Below are 20093 nucleotides of genomic sequence, written 5' to 3' on the forward strand. Positions count from 1 at the left end.
GCCCTGTGAGGGAGCGAGCCTGCTCGCGAAAGCGTTTTGTCAGTCGCCATTGATGAACCTGATCCACCGTTTTCGCGAGCAGGCTCGCTGCCACAGGGTTAAATGTCTTGCATCAACCCGGTAAATTGCCTGCACCACAACCCGTATTCATGAGGAGAGCGCGCGTGTCGCCAAGCCTGTTCCGACGATAACCATCAGCCCGCTGTGCGTTTTTCGTTTCGCCCCTTTTTTCGGCTGCTCTTTATTACAGGCCCAGGTTCATGCCCGAATACGTTAATTGGCTTCGCCACGCGTCCCCTTACATCAATGCCCACCGCGATTGCACCTTCGTCGTCATGCTGCCCGGCGACGGCGTCGAGCATCCCAACTTTGGCAACATCGTCCACGACCTGGTCTTGCTGCACAGTCTGGGCGTGCGTCTGGTGCTGGTGCACGGCTCGCGCCCACAGATCGAAACCCGCCTCGCCGCCCGTGGCCTGACCCCGCATTACCATCACGGCATGCGCATCACCGATGCCGCGACCCTGGAATGTGTGATCGACGCGGTCGGCCAGTTGCGCATCGCCATCGAAGCGCGGCTGTCGATGGACATGGCCTCGTCGCCGATGCAGGGCTCGCGCCTGCGCGTGGCCAGCGGCAACCTCGTCACCGCGCGGCCGATCGGTGTGCTGGAAGGTGTCGACTATCACCACACCGGTGAAGTGCGTCGGGTTGATCGCAAGGGCATCAACCGCCTTCTCGACGAGCGCTCGATCGTGCTGCTGTCGCCGCTGGGCTATTCGCCGACCGGCGAGATATTCAACCTTGCCTGCGAAGACGTCGCCACTCGCGCCGCCATTGATCTGGGCGCGGACAAGCTGCTGTTGTTCGGCGCCGAGCTCGGCCTGATCGACGAGAACGGCAAACTGGTGCGCGAACTGCGCCCACAGCAAGTGCCGGCCCATTTGCAGCGTCTGGGCATGAGCAACTATCAAGCGGAGTTGCTCGATGCCGCCGCCGAAGCCTGCCGTGGCGGCGTGGCGCGCAGTCATATCGTCAGTTACGCCGAAGACGGCGCACTGCTGACGGAGCTGTTCACCCGTGACGGTGGCGGTACGCTGGTGGCGCAGGAGCAGTTCGAACTGGTGCGCGAAGCGGCGATTGAAGACGTCGGCGGTTTGCTCGACCTGATCAGTCCGCTGGAAGAGCAGGGCATTCTGGTGCGCCGCTCGCGGGAAGTGCTGGAGCGCGAGATCGAGCAGTTCAGCGTGGTTGAGCGCGAAGGCATGATCATCGCCTGTGCGGCGCTGTATCAGATTGCCGACTCCGATGCCGGCGAACTGGCGTGCCTGGCGGTGAGTCCCGAGTATCGCCATGGCGGACGCGGCGACGAATTGCTAGAACGCATCGAAACCCGTGCGCGGGCGCAGGGTTTGAAAACCCTGTTCGTACTCACCACGCGCACCGCGCACTGGTTCCGCGAGCGCGGATTCGAGCCGAGCAGCGTGGAACGCCTGCCAGCGGCACGGGCGTCGCTGTACAACTATCAGCGTAATTCGAAGATCTTCGAAAAGACCCTCTGAACAACAGCGAGGTCTGTGGCGAGGGGATTCATTCCCGCTGGACTGCGCAGCAGTCCCCTTGCGTTTCCAAGTGAAAACATAGGTGGTCGCTACGCGACCCAGCGGGGATAAATCCCCTCACCACAGGGTTCTGCATTCAGTCAGTGATGAATTTGGCGCTGACGTACGGCGAATAATCAGGCAGCACCGTCTCGACCTTGCCTTGTTCCTTCAAGAATTTCGCCGTTTCGGCAATGGCCTTGGCGGTGCCGACGTCCAGCAGCGCGGTGCTTTGCTGCGCCTTGGCATCCGGGAACGCCGAACCGGCCATCAGTTCCGGCACATCTGCTGCGTTGGCACCGGTCAATTTGGCGATTTTCTGCACAGGCACCGAGTCGGCCGTCCAGCTGTCTTTGTGTGCGGCGTAATCAGCGAACGAGTCCAGGGTGACCTTGGCAAACTTGGCCACGACCTCGGGATGCTTCTCGGCAAAGTCCTTGCGCGCCACCCACACCTCGAAGGTCGGCGCACCCCACTGGCCGACCTGGGCGGCGTCGGTCAGGGTCTTGCCGGTCTTGCGGATCTCGCCCAGTGCCGGCGACCAGACAAACGCCCCGTCGATGTCGCCTCGCTTCCAGGCGGCGGCAATCTCGGCCGGTTGCAGATTGACCACTTTGACTTGCGAGGTAGTCAAGCCCCAGTGCTTCAACGCCCCAAGCAGACTGTAGTGCGAGGTCGACACGAACGGCGTGGCGATGGTCTTGCCGATCAGGTCCTGTGGTTTGTCGATGCCGCTGCCGTTGCGCACCACCAAGGCTTCGGCGGCATTAATCTGCGCCGAAACGATAAACGCCACGATCGGCAGATTGCGTGAAGCAGCTGCTGCCAGTGGGCTTGAGCCAAGGTTGCCGATCTGCACGTCGCCAGAAGCAATGGCAGTGACGACTTCCGGGCCGCTGTTGAAACGACGCCAGTCGATCTTCTCGCCGATGGTTTTTTCATAGACACCATCGGCCTGCGGCACTTTGCTCGGATCGATCCCGGTCTGGTAGCCGACCGTCAGACTGGCGGCATGTGCGGAAAAAGAAAGCAGTGCCGACACACAAACTGTAACAAATTGACTTGATAGTGCGCGTTTCGCCATGATGCGTCGCCTTTTCGATGGGATTTGCCGTGTTGGGAGCACGGCAAAGCTAATCGATCTAAAAAAAGGTCAACAAATACCATTTAGGAATGAGCTTAGGCGCCGATACGCTGTTTCCCGGCGCAAAGGGCCATTAATGGGCCATATGTCCGAATGGTATGAAAAAGGATGAATAAATTCTTTTTGGGATTATCAGGAAGTCTTTACGCTGCAGGGACCCAATCACTGGCGATTAGACGATGGTCGTAGACACACAAGGTTACGATTGACTTGGCAGTCACGGTCTGGCGCTAATCGCGCATCTTAGGATTCAGGGCAAATCGACCCCGAACCAGGAACACAAGAATTAGAACGAGAGGAGCGATACATGAACAAGTCCACCTTGGCCCTGGCTGTGGCCGTTGGGGTTATGGCGCAGCAGGCAGGCGCCGCCGGTTTCATCGAAGACAGCAAGGCTACTCTGGGGCTGCGTAACTTCTATATCAACAACGATAACCGTGATAGCGCTGCCAATAGTCCCGCTAACAAGCGTAACGGTGTGCAGAGCAAGAACGAAGAATGGGGCCAAGGCTTCGATCTGCGCTTCATCTCCGGCTACACCCAAGGCACCGTAGGTTTTGGTATCGATGCTATCGGTCTGCTGGGCGTTCGCCTGGATTCGGGCGGTGGTACCAACGGTGCGACCTCGACTTCGTACGGCGGAACTGTATTCCCAAGCAAATCCAATGGCGAAGCTGTTGATAACTTCTCGAGCCTGGGTCTGACGGCTAAAGCCAAGATTTCCCAGACAGAGCTGAAGCTGGGTACCTTGCAGCCGAAGAACCCGGTCATCGTCACCAACGACGGTCGTCTGCTGCCGCAAACCTGGCAGGGTGGCCAGATTACTTCCGGCGAGATCAAGGACTTGACGCTGGTCGGTGGCCAGATCGAGCACGTGAAAGGTCGTAACTCCAGCAACAATGAACAGCTGTCGATCGGTGGCGCAACTGCGCGCACCACAAACAGCAACAAGTTCATCTACGCCGGTGGTGACTATAAAATCACCAAGGATCTGACGGCCCAGTACTACTACGGCAACCTGGAAAACTTCTACAAGCAACACTTCCTGGGTCTGGTGCATAACTGGTCGATTGGCCCAGGTGTGTTGAAGTCCGACTTCCGGTACTTCAATAGCTCCGATGACGGCCGCAATGGCAACGATTCGGACTACTTCAGCAACGGTGCGTACGGCAACAGTACGCTGGGTAACGGCAAAGGTAAGGTCGACAACAACCTGTACAGCGGCTTGTTCCTTTATACCGTTGCCGGTCACACCTTTGGTGGCGGCTATCAGGTGAGCAACGGCAGCAGCGACTTCCCTTGGCTGAACCAGGGTGACGGCTCGTCTAACTACACGATCACCGACATGCAGATCCAGAAGTTCAACCGTGCCGGCGAGCGCACTTGGCAGGCACGCTACTCCTATGACTTCGCCAAAGTTGGCGTGCCAGGCCTGACCGCTGGCATGGTTTATCTGCGCGGCGACAACATTGATACCTACGGTAGTCGTGTGCAAACCTCGAATGGCGCCTCCGAGTGGGAACGCGATTTGACCGTGGCGTACGTTGTTCCGGAAGGCCCGTTGAAGAACGTCGGCTTCATGTGGAAAAACGCTACGTGGCGCAACGACATCGCCGGTCAACGCGACCAGGACGAAAACCGCCTGATCCTCAGCTACTCGATCCCGCTGCTGTAACAGCTCGACCAAGTAACTGAAGCAAAAAAAGCCCCGTCCGGCATCGCGCCGGACGGGGCTTTTGCGTTTCGAGTCAGGCTCACCCCCGTAAGCCCTTCTCGATTTCCCTCTTTGCTGCAACTCAAGGCCTTCTCGAACCTTGCAACCGATATTCGTCGCGATGCCGGCCGGTGTCCAATGAACAGATGTTTAATATTCATTAATGATCTAGATATCTAGTTATTTATTCTTTTTCACGCTGTTCGATCACGAGCTACAGTTGTTGTCTCCCATCCCTCATCAGGAGCAGCACCATGAGCCTCAGACTCGGCGACATCGCCCCCGATTTCGAACAAGACTCCAGCGCCGGCAAGATTCGTTTCCACGAATGGCTGGGCGATAGCTGGGGCGTGCTGTTTTCCCATCCGGCGGACTTCACTCCGGTGTGCACCACCGAGCTGGGTTTCACCGCCAAGCTCAAGGATGAATTCAGCCAGCGTGGCGTCAAGGCCATCGCGCTGTCGGTCGACCCGGTGGACTCGCACCACAAGTGGATCGAAGACATCAACGAAACCCAGAACACTACCGTCAACTTCCCGATCCTGGCCGATGCCGATCGCAAGGTCTCCGATCTCTACGACCTGATCCACCCGAACGCCAACGACACCCTGACGGTACGTTCGCTGTTCGTCATCGATCCGAACAAGAAGATCCGCCTGACCATTACCTACCCGGCGAGCACCGGGCGCAACTTTCACGAGATTCTGCGGGTGATCGACTCGCTGCAGCTCACCGACAACTACAAGGTCGCCACTCCGGCCAACTGGCAGGACGGTGAAGAGGTGGTGATAGTGCCGTCGCTCAAGGATGAGGACGAGATCAAGCAGCGCTTCCCCAAAGGCTATCGCGCGGTGAAACCGTACCTGCGCCTGACGCCGCAGCCGAACAAATAAGTCAGTGAGATTTTGATCGTTCCCACGCTCTGCGTGGGAATGCCGCCCGTGACGCTCCGCGTCACAGTGGACGCGGAGCGTCCATGGATTCATTCCCACGCAGAGCGTGGAAACGATCTTCGTGTGACTACGCAGGGGAATTTCGGCCGTTTCGACGGCTTTTTTTTCGCCCGGATTCTGCTCAGCGGCATATTTCTTAAATGCATAACCAAATGAATAAATATGATTTATGGATATATAAATCAGCTGGTAAGGTCACTGTCATTGAAGCGAGATCGCAGCCTGCGAATCGCCCGTAACGCTTAAAGGAATCTGCAATGCTGGTCGTCTCACTCGGTGGCAGCCCCAGCCTGCGCTCCCGTTCCGGGGTGCTGCTGGAGCGTTCGCAACGCTGGTTGCAACAGCAAGGGGTGGAAGTGGTGAGTTATCAGGTGCGGGACTTCCCGGCCGAGGATCTGCTCCACGCGCGCTTCGACAGTCCGAAGGTCCTCGACCTGCTGCAACAGATCGCAAACGCCGATGGCCTGCTGATCGCCACGCCGGTGTACAAGGCCTCGTTTTCCGGAGCGCTGAAGACCCTGCTGGATCTGCTCCCCGAGCGTGCCTTGAATCACAAGGTAGTCTTGCCGATGGCTACCGGCGGCAGCATCGCCCACATGCTGGTGGTCGATTACGCGCTCAAGCCTGTGCTGTCGGCACTCAAAGCCCAGGAAATGCTTCAGGGCATTTTCGCCGAGGACAGCCAGATCGCTTACGGCGAAGGCAGTGCCGCCGCGCAACTGGCGCCGGCCCTGGAGCAGCGCTTGCACGAGGCCCTGGACCAGTTCGTCGGTGCCATGGCGCGCCGGCCGAAACCGCTGGAGCCGGGCCTGCTGAACGAACGTTTGTTGAGTGCTCGCTGGAGCATTTAAGCCTCATCGAAATTTGAAGTACTGGCCTTACTCGCCCGCCAACGGGCAAGCAGGTGCAGCCAAAACCCAACAGCAAAAAGGAGAGCGCTATGCGCACTGTATTTTTGCGTCGTGGTCTGGTCGCTCTGTTTGCTGCGGCTGTCACCTTCGGCGCCATCACCCAAGCTCAAGCCGAGACATTGCGGATCGGTTATCAGAAGTACGGCACACTGGTGCTGCTCAAAGCCAAGGGCACGCTGGAAAAACGCCTCGCCGCGCAAGGCGTCGACGTGCAATGGACTGAGTTTCCCGGCGGCCCGCAGCTGCTCGAAGGCCTCAACGTCGGCTCGATCGATTTCGGCGTGACCGGCGAAACCCCGCCGGTTTTCGCCCAGGCCGCTGGCGCGGATCTGCTCTACGTCGCCTATGAACCGCCAGCGCCGAACAGCGAAGCGATCCTCGTGCCGAAAGACTCGCCGATCAAATCGGTGGCCGACCTCAAAGGCAAGAAAGTCGCCCTGAACAAAGGCTCCAACGTGCACTACCTGCTGGTGCGCGCGCTGGAAGACGCCGGCCTCAAGTACAGCGATATTCAGACCGTGTTCCTGCCACCGGCCGATGCCCGCGCTGCGTTCGAACGTGGCAGTGTCGACGCCTGGGTCATCTGGGATCCGTACCAGGCCGCTGCCGAGAAACAACTGCAAGCGCACACCCTGCGTGACGGCAAAGGCATCGTCGACAACCACCAGTTCTATCTCGCGACCAAACCTTACGCGCAGAAAAATCCCGAGGTGATCAAGACCCTCGTCGAAGAGGTGCGCGCGGTGGGTGAATGGTCGCAAGCCAATCCCGAAGATGTGACGCAACAGGTCGCACCGCTGCTGGGCCTGCCGGCGGACATCACCCTGACCTCGGTGAAACGCCAGGGCTACGGCGCGTTGTTCCTGACCCCGGAAGTGGTCGCCGCGCAACAGAAAATCGCTGACACGTTCTTCCAGCTCAAGCTGATTCCCAAGCCGTTGAGCATCAAGGATGTGATCTGGACCCCGCCGGCCGCTGTGGCCCAAAGCTCCCCAGCCCAGTAATTCGAATCCATAAGGAGACCACTCCATGAGCCTCAACATCTTCTGGTTCCTGCCAACCCACGGCGACGGCCATTACCTTGGCACCGCCGAAGGCGCCCGCGCGGTTGATCACGGTTATCTGCAACAGGTCGCGCAAGCGGCGGATCGTCTGGGTTTTGGCGGGGTGCTGATTCCCACCGGGCGTTCCTGCGAAGACTCATGGCTGGTCGCGGCCTCGCTGATTCCGGTGACCCAGCGTTTGAAATTCCTCGTCGCCCTGCGCCCCGGGATCATTTCCCCGACGGTCGCGGCGCGCCAGGCAGCAACGCTGGATCGTTTGTCCGGCGGGCGTGCGCTGTTCAATCTGGTCACCGGTGGCGATCCGGAAGAACTGGCCGGCGACGGTCTGTTCCTCAACCATGAGGAACGCTATCAAGCCTCGGTGGAATTCACCCGCATCTGGCGCCGTGTGCTGGAAGGCGAAACCGTCGATTACGACGGCGAGCACATCAGCGTGAAGGGCGCGAAGCTGCTCTATCCGCCGATCCAGCAACCGCGTCCGCCGCTGTACTTCGGTGGCTCCTCCGAAGCGGCGCAGGATCTGGCGGCCGAGCAGGTCGAGATGGTCCTGACCTGGGGCGAGCCGCCGGCCGCGGTGGCCGAGAAGATCGCACAAGTCCGGGCCAAAGCCGCCAAGCTCGGCCGCAGCGTGCGCTTCGGTATTCGTCTGCATGTGATCGTCCGTGAAACCAACGCCGAAGCCTGGCAGGCAGCGGACCGGCTGATCTCGCATCTGGACGACGACACCATCCAACGTGCGCAGGCTTCGCTGGCGCGCTTCGATTCGGTCGGCCAGCAACGCATGGCCGCGCTGCACGGCGGCAGCCGCGACAACCTCGAAGTCAGCCCCAACCTCTGGGCCGGCGTCGGTCTGGTACGTGGCGGTGCCGGTACTGCGCTGGTCGGCGATGGCTCGACCGTGGCAGCGCGGGTCAAGGAATATGCCGATCTGGGCATCGACACCTTCATCTTCTCCGGTTATCCACACCTCGAAGAATCGTATCGCGTGGCGGAGCTGCTGTTCCCGCACCTCGACGTTGAACGCCCGGAACTGCCGAAGAGCGCCGGTTATGTCAGCCCGTTCGGCGAGATGGTCGCCAACGACATCCTGCCCAAAGCCGCATCGCAGAGCTGAGGCGCGGCCATGAAGAAAATTATCCACAGCCTCGCGCCCTGGGCGTTGCCGGTGTTGCTGCTGGCGGTGTGGCAGTTGTCGGTGTCGGCGGGCTGGTTGTCGACACGGATTCTGCCGGCACCGGTGGCGGTGATCGAAGCCGGCGTCAGTCTGGTGCGCAGCGGCGAGATCTGGACGCACCTGGCGATCAGCGGCTGGCGCGCGGCACTCGGTTTTACCATCGGCGGCAGCATTGGTCTGGTGCTGGGTTTCATCACCGGCCTGTCGAAGTGGGGCGAGCGCCTGCTCGACAGCTCGGTGCAGATGATCCGCAACGTGCCGCATCTGGCGCTGATTCCGCTGGTGATCCTGTGGTTCGGCATCGACGAGTCAGCGAAGATTTTCCTTGTGGCGCTGGGCACCTTGTTCCCGATTTACCTCAACACTTACCACGGCATCCGCAACGTCGACCCGGCGCTGGTGGAGATGGCGCGCAGTTATGGTCTGAGCGGTTTCAGCCTGTTCTGGCAGGTGATTCTGCCGGGTGCGTTGCCGTCGATTCTGGTCGGCGTGCGCTTCGCCCTGGGCTTCATGTGGCTGACGCTGATCGTCGCTGAAACCATCTCGGCCAGCTCCGGTATCGGCTATCTGGCGATGAACGCTCGAGAGTTCTTGCAGACCGATGTGGTGGTGCTGGCGATCCTGCTTTACGCGGTGCTCGGCAAACTCGCCGACCTCGCCGCCCGTGGACTTGAACGTGTGTGGCTGCGCTGGCACCCGGCCTATCAGGTTGCCAAGGGAGGTGCGGCATGACCGCTCAACAACCTCCACGCCTGTTGCGCGGGATTCCGCTGGCGGTGCGCAACCTGCAGAAAACCTTCGGCGCGCGCCAGGTGCTGCGCGACATCGATCTGCACATTCCGGCGGGGCAGTTTGTCGCCGTGGTTGGGCGCAGCGGTTGTGGCAAGAGCACGTTCTTGCGCTTGCTCGCCGGCCTCGATCAACCGACTGGCGGCGAGCTGCTGGCCGGCTCCGCGCCGCTCAGCCAGGCGCGCGACGATACGCGGCTGATGTTCCAGGAAGCGCGGCTGCTGCCGTGGAAAAGGATCATCGACAACGTCGGTCTCGGCCTCAAGGGCAACTGGCGCCAGCAAGCGCTGGATGCACTGGAAGCCGTGGGTCTGGCTGATCGCGCCAATGAGTGGCCGGCGGCATTGTCCGGTGGCCAGAAGCAGCGCGTGGCGCTGGCCCGGGCGCTGATTCACCAGCCGCGCCTGCTGCTGCTCGACGAACCGCTCGGCGCACTGGATGCCCTGACCCGCATCGAGATGCAGCAACTGATCGAACGGCTGTGGCAGCAACACGGTTTTACCGTGCTGCTGGTGACCCATGACGTCAGTGAAGCGGTGGCGATTGCCGATCGGGTGATCCTGATCGAGGACGGCGAAGTCGGCCTCGACCTGCACGTCGAACTGCCGCGCCCGCGTGTCCGTGGCTCGCATCGCCTCGCCGCACTGGAAACCGAAGTGCTCAACCGTGTTCTGTCCCTGCCCGGCGAACCGCCGGCGCCGGAACCCGTTTCACCCCTGCCTACGCAACTGCGCTGGGCGCAATAACACCTTTATCAACGACAGGAATCAATGCCATGACTATCAAAGCCATCAACGTGCGCAACCAGTTCAAAGGCTCGATCAAGGAAATCGTCCTCGGCGACGTGCTGTCGGAAATCGACGTGCAGACCGCTTCGGGCATCGTCACTTCGGTGATCACTACCCGCTCTGTTAAAGAGCTGGAGCTGGTGGTCGGCAGTGAGGTGATCGCCTTTGTGAAATCCACCGAGGTATCGATCGCCAAGTTGTAAGCCGGTGAACAAAAAACAACCCCGGAGGGTGTGAGCCCTGCGGGGTTTTTTGTGCCTGCCGATCGTTCCCATGCTCCGCGTGGGAATGCCTCTAGGGACGCTCCGCGTCCAGTGACGCGGAGCGTCACGGGCTGCATTCCTTTGCTGTGCGTGGGAACGATCATGTCTCAGCGCTTGGGTAAATATGGCGGTAGATACAGGCCAATGTAGGCATCAAACACGCGCATCCCTTCCTCGGCCATGCGCGGGGTGATCTGCCCGTGCTGCTGCACCGAACGGGCATACACCCGGTCGCCCAGTTCCATCGCCAGGGCAAACACATCGACATCGTCCGGCAGCCTCGGCAATTCGAAATGCTGGTCGAACAGCTTGTGCATCAGGTCGCCCAGTTCCAGATCGTGCTGGCGGTCGGCCTGGGTCACTTCGGTCAGGCCGTGTTGCGCCAGGATCAATTGCCGTGCGGCGGCGTCTTCGTCGTAGATCTCCAGCATGCGTTGTTCGACCAGTCGCGACAGATCTCGCCAGTCGCGTAACGCGTCGTGATCGATCGGCGCTTGGAGGCAGGCGCGGAAGGCTGCGTGGACATCAGCGGTCAGCGCTTCAAGCAGCGCCGGGACGCTGGCGAAGAAGTGATACACGGAGGAGGGCGGAATCTGCGCGCGCTCGGCGACGCTGTAGATCGACAGACTGGCCACGCCCTCGGCCGCCAGCAGCGTGCGCGCGGCATCGAGGATCGAATCGATCCGCGCCTGACTGCGGGCACGGGGTTTGCGAACGGTGGCGGGACGCGTCATGGAAGTCTCCTGCGGGGCAGCGGGCATTGTACGAGGCGGTTCAGGTGTTGTCTGCCGGTACCCTGTGGCGAGGGGATTTAGCGAAACGTCGCACCGCCCCGTTCGGCTGCGCAGCAGTCGTAAACCCTGAGAGCCGGGTATTCCTGACACACCGAGTGGGATGGATTTGGGGCTGCTTCGCAACCCAACGGGGATAAATCCCCTCGCCACAGGTTTTGTGTTCGGCCATAAAAAAACGCCGCTGGCTGAATCAGCCAACGGCGTTTTTTTTGAAGCTGCAAACCATTTAAACGGTATGCAGATACCAGTTGTACTCAAGGTCGGAGATGGAGTGTTCGAACTCCTCCAGCTCGCTTTCCTTGCAGGCGACGAAGATATCGATGTACTTCGGATCGATGTACTTGGCCATCACCTCGCTGTCGTCCAGCTCGCGCAGGGCATCGCGCAAGTTGTTCGGCAGGCTCTGTTCGTTCTGCTCGTAGCTGTTGCCTTCGACAGGCGCGCCCGGTTCGATCTTGTTGACCAGACCGTGGTGCACGCCGGCCAGTACCGAAGCCATCAGCAGGTACGGGTTGGCGTCGGCGCCGGCCACGCGGTGCTCGATACGTACGGCATCGGCAGAGCCGGTCGGTACGCGAATCGCCACGGTGCGGTTGTCCAGGCCCCAGCACGGCGAGTTCGGTACGTAGAACTGCGCGCCGAAGCGACGGTAGGAGTTGACGTTCGGGCAGAGAAAAGCCATCTGCGCCGGCAGGGTCTCGAGCACACCGCCGATCGCGTGACGCAGCGCGGCGTTCTGCTCGGGATCCTCGCTGGCAAAAATGTTTTTGCCGGCTTTGTCCAGAATCGAAATGTGTACGTGCAGACCATTGCCCGCCTGGCCCGGATACGGCTTGGCCATGAAGGTGGTGTCCATTTCATGGTCGTAGGCGATGTTCTTGATCAGACGCTTGAGCAGGACGGCGTAGTCGCAGGCCTTGATCGGGTCGGCGACGTGGTGCAGGTTCACTTCGAACTGCGCCGGGGCACTTTCCTTGACGATCGCATCGGCCGGGATGCCTTGCTCTTTGGCACCTTCCAGAATGTCCTGGAGGCAGTCGACGTATTCGTCGAGGTCGTCGATCAGGTAGACCTGCGTCGAGTGCGGGCGTTTGCCGGAGATCGGCGAGCGTGGCGGCTGCGGACGGCCGTTCACGTTTTCCTGGTCGATCAGGTAAAACTCGAGTTCGAAGGCGGCGCAGATGGTCAGGCCGAGCTCGTCGAACTTGGTCACCACCTGGCGCAGCACTTCACGGGGATCGGCGAAGAACGGATCGCCTTCGAGTTCGTGCATGGTCATCAACAGCTGCGCGGTCGGGCGCTTCTGCCATGGCTCGTTGCACAGGGTATCGGGGATCGGATAGCAGATGCGATCGGCGTCGCCGATGTCCAGGCCCAGACCGGTGCTTTCCACCGTGGAGCCGTTGATATCCAGAGCAAATAGAGAGGCCGGCAGGTTGATGCCTTTCTCGTAAACCTTGTGGAGGCTGGTGCGTTCGATGCGCTTGCCGCGCACCACACCATTCATATCCGCAATCAGAAGGTCAACGTACAGAACCTCAGGATGTTCCTTAAGGAACGCGTTCGCTTCGTTAAGCTGAACGGCACGCGGGGGTACCGACATGATGCAACACCTTTGTTGTTAAAAATATCAATCATTGATCTTTTCTGGTTTCAGTCAACCCGAACGGCCTGCCGAAGTCAAGCGAGGCCTTTTTTGCCCTGAAAAAGCGCTTGAAGGGCATTTATGGGGCACTTTGGGGCGTTTTTTCAAACCTTGAACGTTGCTCAGCTGCGGGCTTGAGCAGGCCGTGTTGTATTTTTTACGGGGGTGTTGTGTAAAAAAATGAACAAGGCTAAGCTCCGGTCAAACCCATAACAGCAATAATACCGGGGTGCTTCATGTCTCGCCTGCCGTTAATCGGCATCACCGACTGCTCGCAACAGTCCGGTCTGCATGCTCATCACATCAGTGGCGATCAATCCGTCCGTAGCGCAGCCAGCAAGGCGCGCAGCCTGTCGACGACACGCTCGTCCACATCCGGCAAAACGGCAGCGTCCGATATTCTGGACGTCGGGCACAGCATCCGCTTTATGGCGTCTCCTTTCACTATAGAACTCTTTCCCTCCCAAAGCCCGTGCCGCACTCAGCGTCATGCTTGTGATTCTGCACGTTTGCAAAGTGCACGGGAAATGCAACGCCAGCGTCAAGGGCAGGTAAGCTCCTCTTTCATTGTCTATGCGCGGTGCCAGGCGTAAGCCGGCACTGCGCGAGCAAGCCCCCTTTAACGCGACGCCGCAAGCGTCAAAATTGCCTGACATCGCGTCAGGAGACTCAGCCCAGAGGCATTTATGAGTAACAACCTCGACCAGCTCACCGATTGGTTGAAAGACCGCAAGATCACAGAAGTCGAATGCATGATCGGCGACTTGACCGGTATTACCCGGGGCAAGATCTCGCCGACCAACAAGTTCATCGCCGAGAAAGGCATGCGTCTGCCGGAGAGCGTGCTGCTGCAGACCGTGACCGGCGACTACGTCGAAGACGACATCTATTACGAACTGCTCGACCCGGCCGACATTGACATGATCTGCCGCCCCGACCAGAACGCCGTGTACCTGGTGCCGTGGGCCATAGAGCCGACCGCGCAGGTGATCCACGACACCTACGACAAGCAAGGCAACCCGATCGAGCTGTCGCCGCGCAACGTTCTCAAGAAGGTCTTGAAGCTGTATGCCGACAAGGGCTGGCAGCCGATCGTGGCGCCGGAAATGGAGTTCTACCTGACCAAGCGCAGCGACGACCCCGACTATCCGTTGCAGCCGCCGATCGGCCGCTCGGGCCGTCCGGAAATCGGTCGGCAGTCGTTCTCCATTGAAGCGGCCAACGAGTTCGACCCGCTGTTCGAAGACGTCTACGACTGGTGCGAATTGCAGGAGTTGGACCTCGACACGCTGATCCACGAAGACGGCACCGCGCAGATGGAAATCAACTTCCGTCACGGTGACGCCCTGTCGCTGGCCGATCAGATTCTAGTGTTCAAGCGCACCATGCGCGAAGCCGCGCTCAAGCACGACGTAGCGGCGACATTCATGGCCAAGCCGATGACCGGCGAGCCGGGCAGCGCCATGCACCTGCACCAGAGCATCATCGACATTCAGACCGGCAAGAACGTCTTCTCCAACGAAGACGGGACCATGAGCCAGTTGTTCCTGCACCACATCGGTGGCTTGCAGAAGCTGATCCCCGAGCTGTTGCCGCTGTTCGCGCCGAACGTCAACTCGTTCCGCCGCTTCCTCCCGGACACATCGGCACCGGTGAACGTCGAGTGGGGCGAAGAGAACCGTACCGTCGGCCTGCGCGTACCGGATGCCGGCCCGCAGAACCGCCGCGTGGAAAACCGCCTGCCGGGCGCCGACGCCAACCCGTACCTGGCGATCGCCGCGAGCCTGCTCTGCGGTTACATCGGCATGGTCGAGGGCCTGAACCCGAGCGCGCCAGTGGTCGGCCGTGGTTACGAGCGCCGCAACCTGCGCCTGCCGCTGACCATTGAGGACGCGCTGGAACGCATGGAAAACAGCGCGACCATCGAGAAGTACCTCGGCAAGACCTTCATCACCGGCTACGTCGCGGTCAAGCGGGCCGAGCATGAAAACTTCAAGCGCGTGATCAGTTCCTGGGAGCGTGAGTACCTGCTCTTCGCCGTCTGATGCGCCGGGCGCGGCGGCCAGCCGTCGCGCCTTCACCGATAACAAGGAGAACTGGCATGACCAGCAACAACCCGCAAACCCGTGAGTGGCAAGCGCTGAGCAGCGATCACCACCTGGCCCCGTTCAGCGACTTCAAGCAACTGAAAGAGAAGGGCCCGCGGATCATCACCAACGCCAAGGGCGTTTATCTGTGGGACAGCGAAGGCAACAAGATCCTCGACGGCATGGCCGGCCTCTGGTGCGTAGCGATCGGTTACGGTCGCGATGAACTGGCCGATGCCGCCGCCAAACAGATGCGCGAACTGCCGTACTACAACCTGTTCTTCCAGACCGCACACCCGCCGGCACTGGAACTGGCCAAGTCGATTGCCGACGTGGCGCCAGAAGGCATGAACCACGTGTTCTTCACCGGTTCCGGCTCCGAAGGCAACGACACCATGTTGCGCATGGTCCGCCACTACTGGGCGATCAAGGGCCAGCCGAACAAGAAAGTCATCATCAGCCGCAAGAACGGTTATCACGGTTCTACCGTGGCCGGCGCGAGCCTCGGCGGCATGACCTATATGCACGAGCAGGGCGACCTGCCGATTCCGGGCATCGTTCACATCGCCCAGCCGTACTGGTTCGCCGAAGGCGGTGACATGTCGCCGGAAGAGTTCGGCATCTGGGCGGCCAATCAGCTCGAAGAAAAGATTCTCGAGGTCGGCGTCGACAACGTCGGTGCCTTTATTGCCGAGCCGATCCAGGGTGCCGGCGGCGTGATCATTCCGCCTGATACCTACTGGCCGCGCATCAAGGAAATCCTCGCCAAGTACGACATCCTCTTTGTTGCCGACGAAGTGATCTGCGGCTTCGGCCGTACCGGTGAGTGGTTCGGTAGCGATTTCTACGACCTCAAGCCGCACATGATGACCATCGCCAAGGGCCTGACCTCCGGCTACATCCCGATGGGCGGGTTGATCGTGCGTGACTCGGTGGTGGCCGTGCTCAACGAAGGCGGCGATTTCAACCATGGCTTCACTTACTCCGGCCACCCGGTGGCAGCCGCTGTGGGCCTGGAAAACATCCGCATCCTGCGCGATGAAAAAATTATCGAGAACGCCCACAACGAAACGGCACCGTATTTGCAGAAACGTCTGCGCGAGCTGAACGATCACCCGTTGGTGGGTGAAGTTCGCGGCGTCGGTCTGCTGGGGGCGATCGAGCTGGTGCAGGACAAGGCCACGCGCAAGCGTTACGAAGGCAAGGGTGTGGGCATGATCTGCCGGCAGTTCTGCTTCGACAACGGCCTGATCATGCGCGCGGTGGGCGACACCATGATCATCGCGCCGCCGCTGGTGATCAGCAAAGCGGAGATCGATGAGCTGGTTACAAAAGCACGCAAGTGTCTGGACCTGACCCTCGGTGCGCTACAGGCCTAGGTGCTAGGCTTTGGGCGGGGGAGCCGCGGCGCACTCGCTCAAAGCTGTCAGAAAGGCTGGTCTTTTGTTGAAAGACCGCCTCGGATCTTGCCAGACTAGCCGCGGTTCCAGTTGTCCGGGTTCGGCCGCTGAACAAAGTGGTTCAAAAAAGAAAAATTTGGAGCATGACGCATGAAGGCATTAGGTAAAAAGCTAGCTGGCAAGACTCTGCTCGCGCTGTCCATGGCGGGCATGATGGCGGGTGCGGTGCACGCGGACGACAAGGTACTGCACGTCTACAACTGGTCCGACTACATCGCGCCGGACACCGTGGCCAACTTCGAAAAAGCCACCGGGATCAAAGTCGTCTACGACGTCTTCGACAGTAACGAAACCCTGGAAGCCAAGCTGCTGGCCGGCAAGTCCGGTTACGACATCGTGGTGCCTTCCAACAATTTCCTCGCCAAGCAGATCAAGGCCGGCGTTTACCAGGAGCTGGACAAGTCCAAGCTGCCGAACTGGAAAAACCTCGACGAAGATCTGCTCAAGGCCGTTGGCGATGCCAGCGACCAGGGCAACAAACACGCCTTCCCGTACATGTGGGGCTCGATCGGCATCGGCTACAACCCGGCCAAGGTCAAGGCTGCGCTGGGCATCGACAAGATCGATTCGTGGGACGTGGTGTTCAAGCCTGAAAACATCGAGAAACTCAAAAGCTGCGGTGTGAGCTTCCTCGATGCCCCGACCGAAATGATTCCGGCGGCATTGCACTATCTGGGCAAGCCGACCAACAGCAAGGACAAGGCTGACCTGAAAGCCGCCGAAGACCTGTTCCTGAAGATCCGTCCGTCGGTCGCCTACTTCCACTCTTCCAAGTACATCTCCGACCTGGCCAACGGCAACATCTGCGTCGCCGTCGGTTACTCGGGTGACCTGGAGCAATCCAAGACCCGCGCCCAGGAAGCCGGTGACAAGGTCAAACTGGCCTACACCATTCCGAAAGAAGGCGCCGGTACTTTCTATGACATGGTCGCCATTCCCAAGGATGCCGAAAACGTCGAAGCCGCCTACAAGTTCATGAACTACCTGATGGAGCCGCAAGTGATGGCCGGCATCACCAACGCCGTGCGTTTCCCGAACGGCAACAAGGCGGCGACGCCTATGGTGGATAAGGACATCACCAGCGACCCGAGCATTTACCCGTCGGCTGAAGTGAAGAAGCAGCTCTATGCGATCAGCGATCTGGACGCCGCCACACTGCGTCTGATCACCCGTAGCTGGACCAAGATCAAATCGGGCAAATAAGCCGGTTTGTCGCCACAACCACTGGCCGTCGTCGTCGCGGCGGCGGCCAGCGGATAATTAAATGACAGAAAGTTTTGCTGGATCGGTTTTTCGAGGGTAAGTTGCGCGCCGGTTTTGTTGTCGGGCAGCCATGGCTGTCATGCAGCGCGGGGCAACTTGGGCCCAATCCATTTAGAGGACCTCCACTTGCCTGTATTTTCTTCTTTGCGCAAAGCCCTGCTGGCCGCTGCCGGCCTGACAATCGCTGTCGGAGCCCAGGCCGCCGGTACGGTGCATATTTATAACTGGTCCGATTACATCGGCGAATCGACCCTGGCCGACTTCGAGAAAGAGACCGGGATCAAACCGGTCTACGACGTTTTCGACTCCAACGAAACCCTGGAAGGCAAGCTGCTCGCCGGGCGCACCGGTTACGACGTGGTCGTGCCGTCGAACCACTTCCTTGGCAAGCAGATCAAGGCGGGCGCGTTCCAGAAGCTCGACAAGGCGCAGCTGCCGAATTATTCCAACCTCGACCCGGTGCTGCTCAAGCGCCTGGAACAGAACGACCCCGGCAACCTCTACGCCGTGCCGTATCTGTGGGGCACCAACGGCATTGGCTACAACGTCGACAAAGTCAAAGCCGTGCTCGGTATCGACAAGATCGATTCCTGGGCCGTGCTGTTCGAGCCGGAAAACATCAAGAAGCTGCACAGCTGCGGTGTCGCGTTCCTCGATTCGGCTGATGAAATGATGCCGACCATGCTCAATTACCTGGGCCTGAACGCCAACAGCACCAACACCAAGGACTACGAAAAGGCCACCGCCAAGCTGCTCGCGGTGCGTCCCTACGTGACCTATTTCCATTCCTCGAAGTACATCGGCGATCTGGCCAACGGCGACATCTGCGTGGCCATCGGTTTCTCCGGCGATATCTTCCAGGCGAAGAACCGTGCCGAGGAAGCCAAGAAGGGCGTCAACATCGCCTATTCGATTCCGAAAGAGGGCGGCGCGCTGTGGTTCGACATGCTGGCGATCCCCAAGGATTCGTCCAACGTCAAGGAAGCCCACGCCTTCATCAACTATTTGCTGAAACCTGAGGTGATCGCCCAGGTCAGTGATTACGTCGGTTACGCCAACCCCAACCCGGGTTCGGACAAGCTGATGGAACAATCCATTCGCACCGATGAAGCGGTTTACCCACCGCAAGCAGTCCTCGACAAGACCTACGTGTCGACCGAGTTGCCAGCCAATATTCAGCGTTTGATGACCCGCAGCTGGACCAAGGTCAAGTCGGGCAAATAACGCACAAACTATCCAGGGTTCGTCTTGCGGGGCGAACTGCTGCTTCTGTTGGGAGTTTCGTAAATGGCAGTTGCCTCCGGCGCCTACAAGAAAGCCCTCGAGGGCGACCAGACACCAAAACAGGTGCTGGTCAAAATCGACCGGGTCACGAAGAAGTTCGACGAGACGATTGCCGTGGACGACGTGTCCCTGGAAATCAAGAAGGGCGAAATTTTTGCTCTGCTCGGGGGTTCGGGATCGGGCAAATCCACCTTGCTACGGATGCTTGCAGGCTTCGAACGGCCCACGGAAGGGCGGATTTTCCTCGACGGCGTCGACATCACCGACATGCCGCCGTACGACCGTCCGATCAACATGATGTTCCAGTCTTACGCTTTGTTCCCGCACATGACCGTGGCGCAGAACATCGCCTTCGGCCTGCAGCAGGACAAGATTCCCAAGGCTGAAATCGACGCCCGCGTGGCCGAGATGCTCAAGCTGGTGCAGATGAGCCAGTATGCCAAGCGCAAGCCGCATCAACTGTCCGGCGGTCAGCGTCAGCGCGTGGCCCTGGCCCGCTCGCTGGCCAAGCGCCCGAAGCTGTTGCTGCTCGACGAACCGATGGGCGCACTGGACAAGAAACTGCGTTCGCAGATGCAACTGGAACTGGTGGAAATCATCGAGCGCGTCGGCGTGACCTGCGTGATGGTGACCCACGACCAGGAAGAGGCCATGACCATGGCCGAGCGCATCGCGATCATGCACCTGGGCTGGATCGCGCAGATCGGCAGCCCGATCGACATCTACGAAACACCGACCAGCCGTCTGGTCTGCGAATTCATCGGCAACGTCAACATCTTCGAAGGCGAAGTGATCGACGACGCCGAAGGCCACGCGACCATCACCTGCAAGGACCTCGACCGGCAGATCTACGTCGGCCACGGCATCAGCACCTCGGTGCAGGACAAGTCGGTCACCTACGCGATTCGTCCGGAGAAGCTGCTGGTCACCGCCGACATGCCGACCTGCGAGTACAACTGGTCGAGCGGCAAGGTCCACGACATCGCTTATCTGGGCGGACACTCGGTGTTCTACGTCGAATTGCCGAGCGGCAAACTGGTGCAGTCGTTCGTCGCCAACGCCGAACGTCGCGGCGCGCGTCCGACCTGGGGCGATCAGGTCTACGTGTGGTGGGAAGACGATAGCGGCGTGGTGCTTCGCTCATGAACATGCGCAAATT

The 20093-nt window shown here is 60.0% G+C and carries 17 protein-coding genes and 1 pseudogene; 15 read left to right on the top strand and 3 right to left on the bottom strand.

Features of this window, described 5'->3' with window-relative positions; all coding sequences use genetic code 11:
* The first annotated feature begins 260 nt into the window (after positions 1-260).
* On the top strand, positions 261-1562 hold the full coding sequence (argA, locus tag D8U71_RS26755; protein WP_130889097.1) for an amino-acid N-acetyltransferase: 1302 nt from the start codon (positions 261-263) through the stop codon (positions 1560-1562).
* A gap of 136 nt (positions 1563-1698) precedes the next feature.
* On the opposite strand, the gene tauA is transcribed toward argA, so the two are convergent.
* On the bottom strand, positions 1699-2685 hold the full coding sequence (gene tauA / locus D8U71_RS26760; protein WP_177434944.1) for a taurine ABC transporter substrate-binding protein: 987 nt from the start codon (positions 2683-2685) through the stop codon (positions 1699-1701).
* Positions 2686-3052: 367 nt separating this feature from the next.
* Between tauA and D8U71_RS26765 the strand changes: the two genes are divergently transcribed.
* From D8U71_RS26765 to D8U71_RS26800, 8 genes are all read left to right on the top strand, one after another.
* Entirely contained in the window at positions 3053-4420 is a 1368-nt protein-coding gene (locus D8U71_RS26765) for an OprD family porin (RefSeq protein WP_071172168.1), read from the top strand.
* Between the two features lie 293 nt (positions 4421-4713).
* Positions 4714-5352, top strand: coding sequence for a peroxiredoxin (locus tag D8U71_RS26770; RefSeq protein ID WP_123441780.1), 639 nt, complete (start codon positions 4714-4716; stop codon positions 5350-5352).
* A 317-nt stretch (positions 5353-5669) separates the two neighbouring features.
* Positions 5670-6263: an NADPH-dependent FMN reductase gene (gene ssuE, locus D8U71_RS26775; RefSeq protein ID WP_130889098.1), complete on the top strand. Its 594-nt coding sequence runs from the start codon at positions 5670-5672 to the stop codon at positions 6261-6263.
* Between the two features lie 89 nt (positions 6264-6352).
* Positions 6353-7327 carry a sulfonate ABC transporter substrate-binding protein gene (locus D8U71_RS26780; protein ID WP_071172169.1) on the top strand — a complete coding sequence of 325 codons (975 nt, stop codon included), beginning with the start codon at positions 6353-6355 and terminating at the stop codon, positions 7325-7327.
* A gap of 25 nt (positions 7328-7352) precedes the next feature.
* Positions 7353-8501, top strand: a complete 1149-nt coding sequence (gene ssuD, locus D8U71_RS26785; protein ID WP_130889099.1) for an FMNH2-dependent alkanesulfonate monooxygenase — start codon at positions 7353-7355, stop codon at positions 8499-8501.
* Between the two features lie 9 nt (positions 8502-8510).
* Positions 8511-9293 carry an aliphatic sulfonate ABC transporter permease SsuC gene (gene ssuC / locus D8U71_RS26790; protein WP_003229260.1) on the top strand — a complete coding sequence of 261 codons (783 nt, stop codon included), beginning with the start codon at positions 8511-8513 and terminating at the stop codon, positions 9291-9293.
* Positions 9290-10096: an aliphatic sulfonates ABC transporter ATP-binding protein gene (ssuB, locus tag D8U71_RS26795; RefSeq protein ID WP_016772655.1), complete on the top strand. Its 807-nt coding sequence runs from the start codon at positions 9290-9292 to the stop codon at positions 10094-10096. The genes ssuC and ssuB overlap by 4 nt, the downstream gene beginning before the upstream one ends.
* 29 nt (positions 10097-10125) lie before the next feature.
* Positions 10126-10341 (top strand): TOBE domain-containing protein, encoded by a 216-nt coding sequence (locus D8U71_RS26800; protein WP_003229256.1) that lies wholly within the window; start codon positions 10126-10128, stop codon positions 10339-10341.
* Positions 10342-10508: 167 nt separating this feature from the next.
* On the opposite strand, the gene D8U71_RS26805 is transcribed toward D8U71_RS26800, so the two are convergent.
* Both D8U71_RS26805 and D8U71_RS26810 read right to left on the bottom strand, forming a co-directional pair.
* Positions 10509-11135, bottom strand: coding sequence for a TetR/AcrR family transcriptional regulator (locus tag D8U71_RS26805; protein ID WP_024014722.1), 627 nt, complete (start codon positions 11133-11135; stop codon positions 10509-10511).
* A gap of 286 nt (positions 11136-11421) precedes the next feature.
* On the bottom strand, positions 11422-12798 hold the full coding sequence (locus D8U71_RS26810) for a glutamine synthetase family protein (RefSeq protein ID WP_016772657.1): 1377 nt from the start codon (positions 12796-12798) through the stop codon (positions 11422-11424).
* Between the two features lie 278 nt (positions 12799-13076).
* Here D8U71_RS26810 and D8U71_RS28710 point away from each other — a divergent pair.
* From D8U71_RS28710 to potA, 6 genes and pseudogenes are all read left to right on the top strand, one after another.
* Positions 13077-13193, top strand: a pseudogene (locus tag D8U71_RS28710) (gamma-glutamyl-gamma-aminobutyrate hydrolase family protein); the annotation flags it as partial.
* A gap of 333 nt (positions 13194-13526) precedes the next feature.
* Positions 13527-14885 carry a glutamine synthetase family protein gene (locus D8U71_RS26815; RefSeq protein ID WP_016772658.1) on the top strand — a complete coding sequence of 453 codons (1359 nt, stop codon included), beginning with the start codon at positions 13527-13529 and terminating at the stop codon, positions 14883-14885.
* Between the two features lie 56 nt (positions 14886-14941).
* Positions 14942-16306 carry an aspartate aminotransferase family protein gene (locus D8U71_RS26820; protein WP_071172173.1) on the top strand — a complete coding sequence of 455 codons (1365 nt, stop codon included), beginning with the start codon at positions 14942-14944 and terminating at the stop codon, positions 16304-16306.
* 171 nt (positions 16307-16477) lie between these two features.
* The gene (locus D8U71_RS26825) at positions 16478-17590 is read left to right on the top strand and encodes a polyamine ABC transporter substrate-binding protein (protein ID WP_016772660.1); all 1113 of its coding nucleotides are present in this window, start codon (positions 16478-16480) and stop codon (positions 17588-17590) included.
* Between the two features lie 186 nt (positions 17591-17776).
* A complete protein-coding gene (locus D8U71_RS26830) occupies positions 17777-18874 on the top strand; it encodes a polyamine ABC transporter substrate-binding protein (RefSeq protein ID WP_038860901.1) in 1098 nt (365 codons plus the stop codon).
* A 63-nt stretch (positions 18875-18937) separates the two neighbouring features.
* Complete coding sequence (gene potA / locus D8U71_RS26835; protein WP_016772662.1) at positions 18938-20080, top strand: polyamine ABC transporter ATP-binding protein; 1143 nt, start codon at positions 18938-18940, stop codon at positions 20078-20080.
* Positions 20081-20093 lie beyond the last annotated feature (13 nt).

The sequence above is a fragment of the Pseudomonas sp. Sample_21 genome, assembly GCF_004307525.1.
In the GTDB taxonomy this organism is placed as follows: Bacteria; Pseudomonadota; Gammaproteobacteria; order Pseudomonadales; family Pseudomonadaceae; genus Aquipseudomonas; species Aquipseudomonas atacamensis.

Bases quoted from the DNA above. Each gene is read 5' to 3' on its own strand.
- D8U71_RS26810 (WP_016772657.1), bottom strand. From the start codon at position 12,798: ATGTCGGTACCCCCGCGTGCCGTTCAGCTTAACGAAGCGAACGCGTTC.
- ssuC (WP_003229260.1), top strand. From the start codon at position 8,511: ATGAAGAAAATTATCCACAGCCTCGCGCCCTGGGCGTTGCCGGTGTTG.
- ssuE (WP_130889098.1), top strand. From the start codon at position 5,670: ATGCTGGTCGTCTCACTCGGTGGCAGCCCCAGCCTGCGCTCCCGTTCC.
- potA (WP_016772662.1), top strand. From the start codon at position 18,938: ATGGCAGTTGCCTCCGGCGCCTACAAGAAAGCCCTCGAGGGCGACCAG.
- D8U71_RS26805 (WP_024014722.1), bottom strand. From the start codon at position 11,135: ATGACGCGTCCCGCCACCGTTCGCAAACCCCGTGCCCGCAGTCAGGCG.
- D8U71_RS26765 (WP_071172168.1), top strand. From the start codon at position 3,053: ATGAACAAGTCCACCTTGGCCCTGGCTGTGGCCGTTGGGGTTATGGCG.
- D8U71_RS26815 (WP_016772658.1), top strand. From the start codon at position 13,527: ATGAGTAACAACCTCGACCAGCTCACCGATTGGTTGAAAGACCGCAAG.
- D8U71_RS26800 (WP_003229256.1), top strand. From the start codon at position 10,126: ATGACTATCAAAGCCATCAACGTGCGCAACCAGTTCAAAGGCTCGATC.
- argA (WP_130889097.1), top strand. From the start codon at position 261: ATGCCCGAATACGTTAATTGGCTTCGCCACGCGTCCCCTTACATCAAT.
- D8U71_RS26770 (WP_123441780.1), top strand. From the start codon at position 4,714: ATGAGCCTCAGACTCGGCGACATCGCCCCCGATTTCGAACAAGACTCC.
- ssuD (WP_130889099.1), top strand. From the start codon at position 7,353: ATGAGCCTCAACATCTTCTGGTTCCTGCCAACCCACGGCGACGGCCAT.
- D8U71_RS26820 (WP_071172173.1), top strand. From the start codon at position 14,942: ATGACCAGCAACAACCCGCAAACCCGTGAGTGGCAAGCGCTGAGCAGC.
- tauA (WP_177434944.1), bottom strand. From the start codon at position 2,685: ATGGCGAAACGCGCACTATCAAGTCAATTTGTTACAGTTTGTGTGTCG.
- D8U71_RS26825 (WP_016772660.1), top strand. From the start codon at position 16,478: ATGAAGGCATTAGGTAAAAAGCTAGCTGGCAAGACTCTGCTCGCGCTG.
- ssuB (WP_016772655.1), top strand. From the start codon at position 9,290: ATGACCGCTCAACAACCTCCACGCCTGTTGCGCGGGATTCCGCTGGCG.
- D8U71_RS26780 (WP_071172169.1), top strand. From the start codon at position 6,353: ATGCGCACTGTATTTTTGCGTCGTGGTCTGGTCGCTCTGTTTGCTGCG.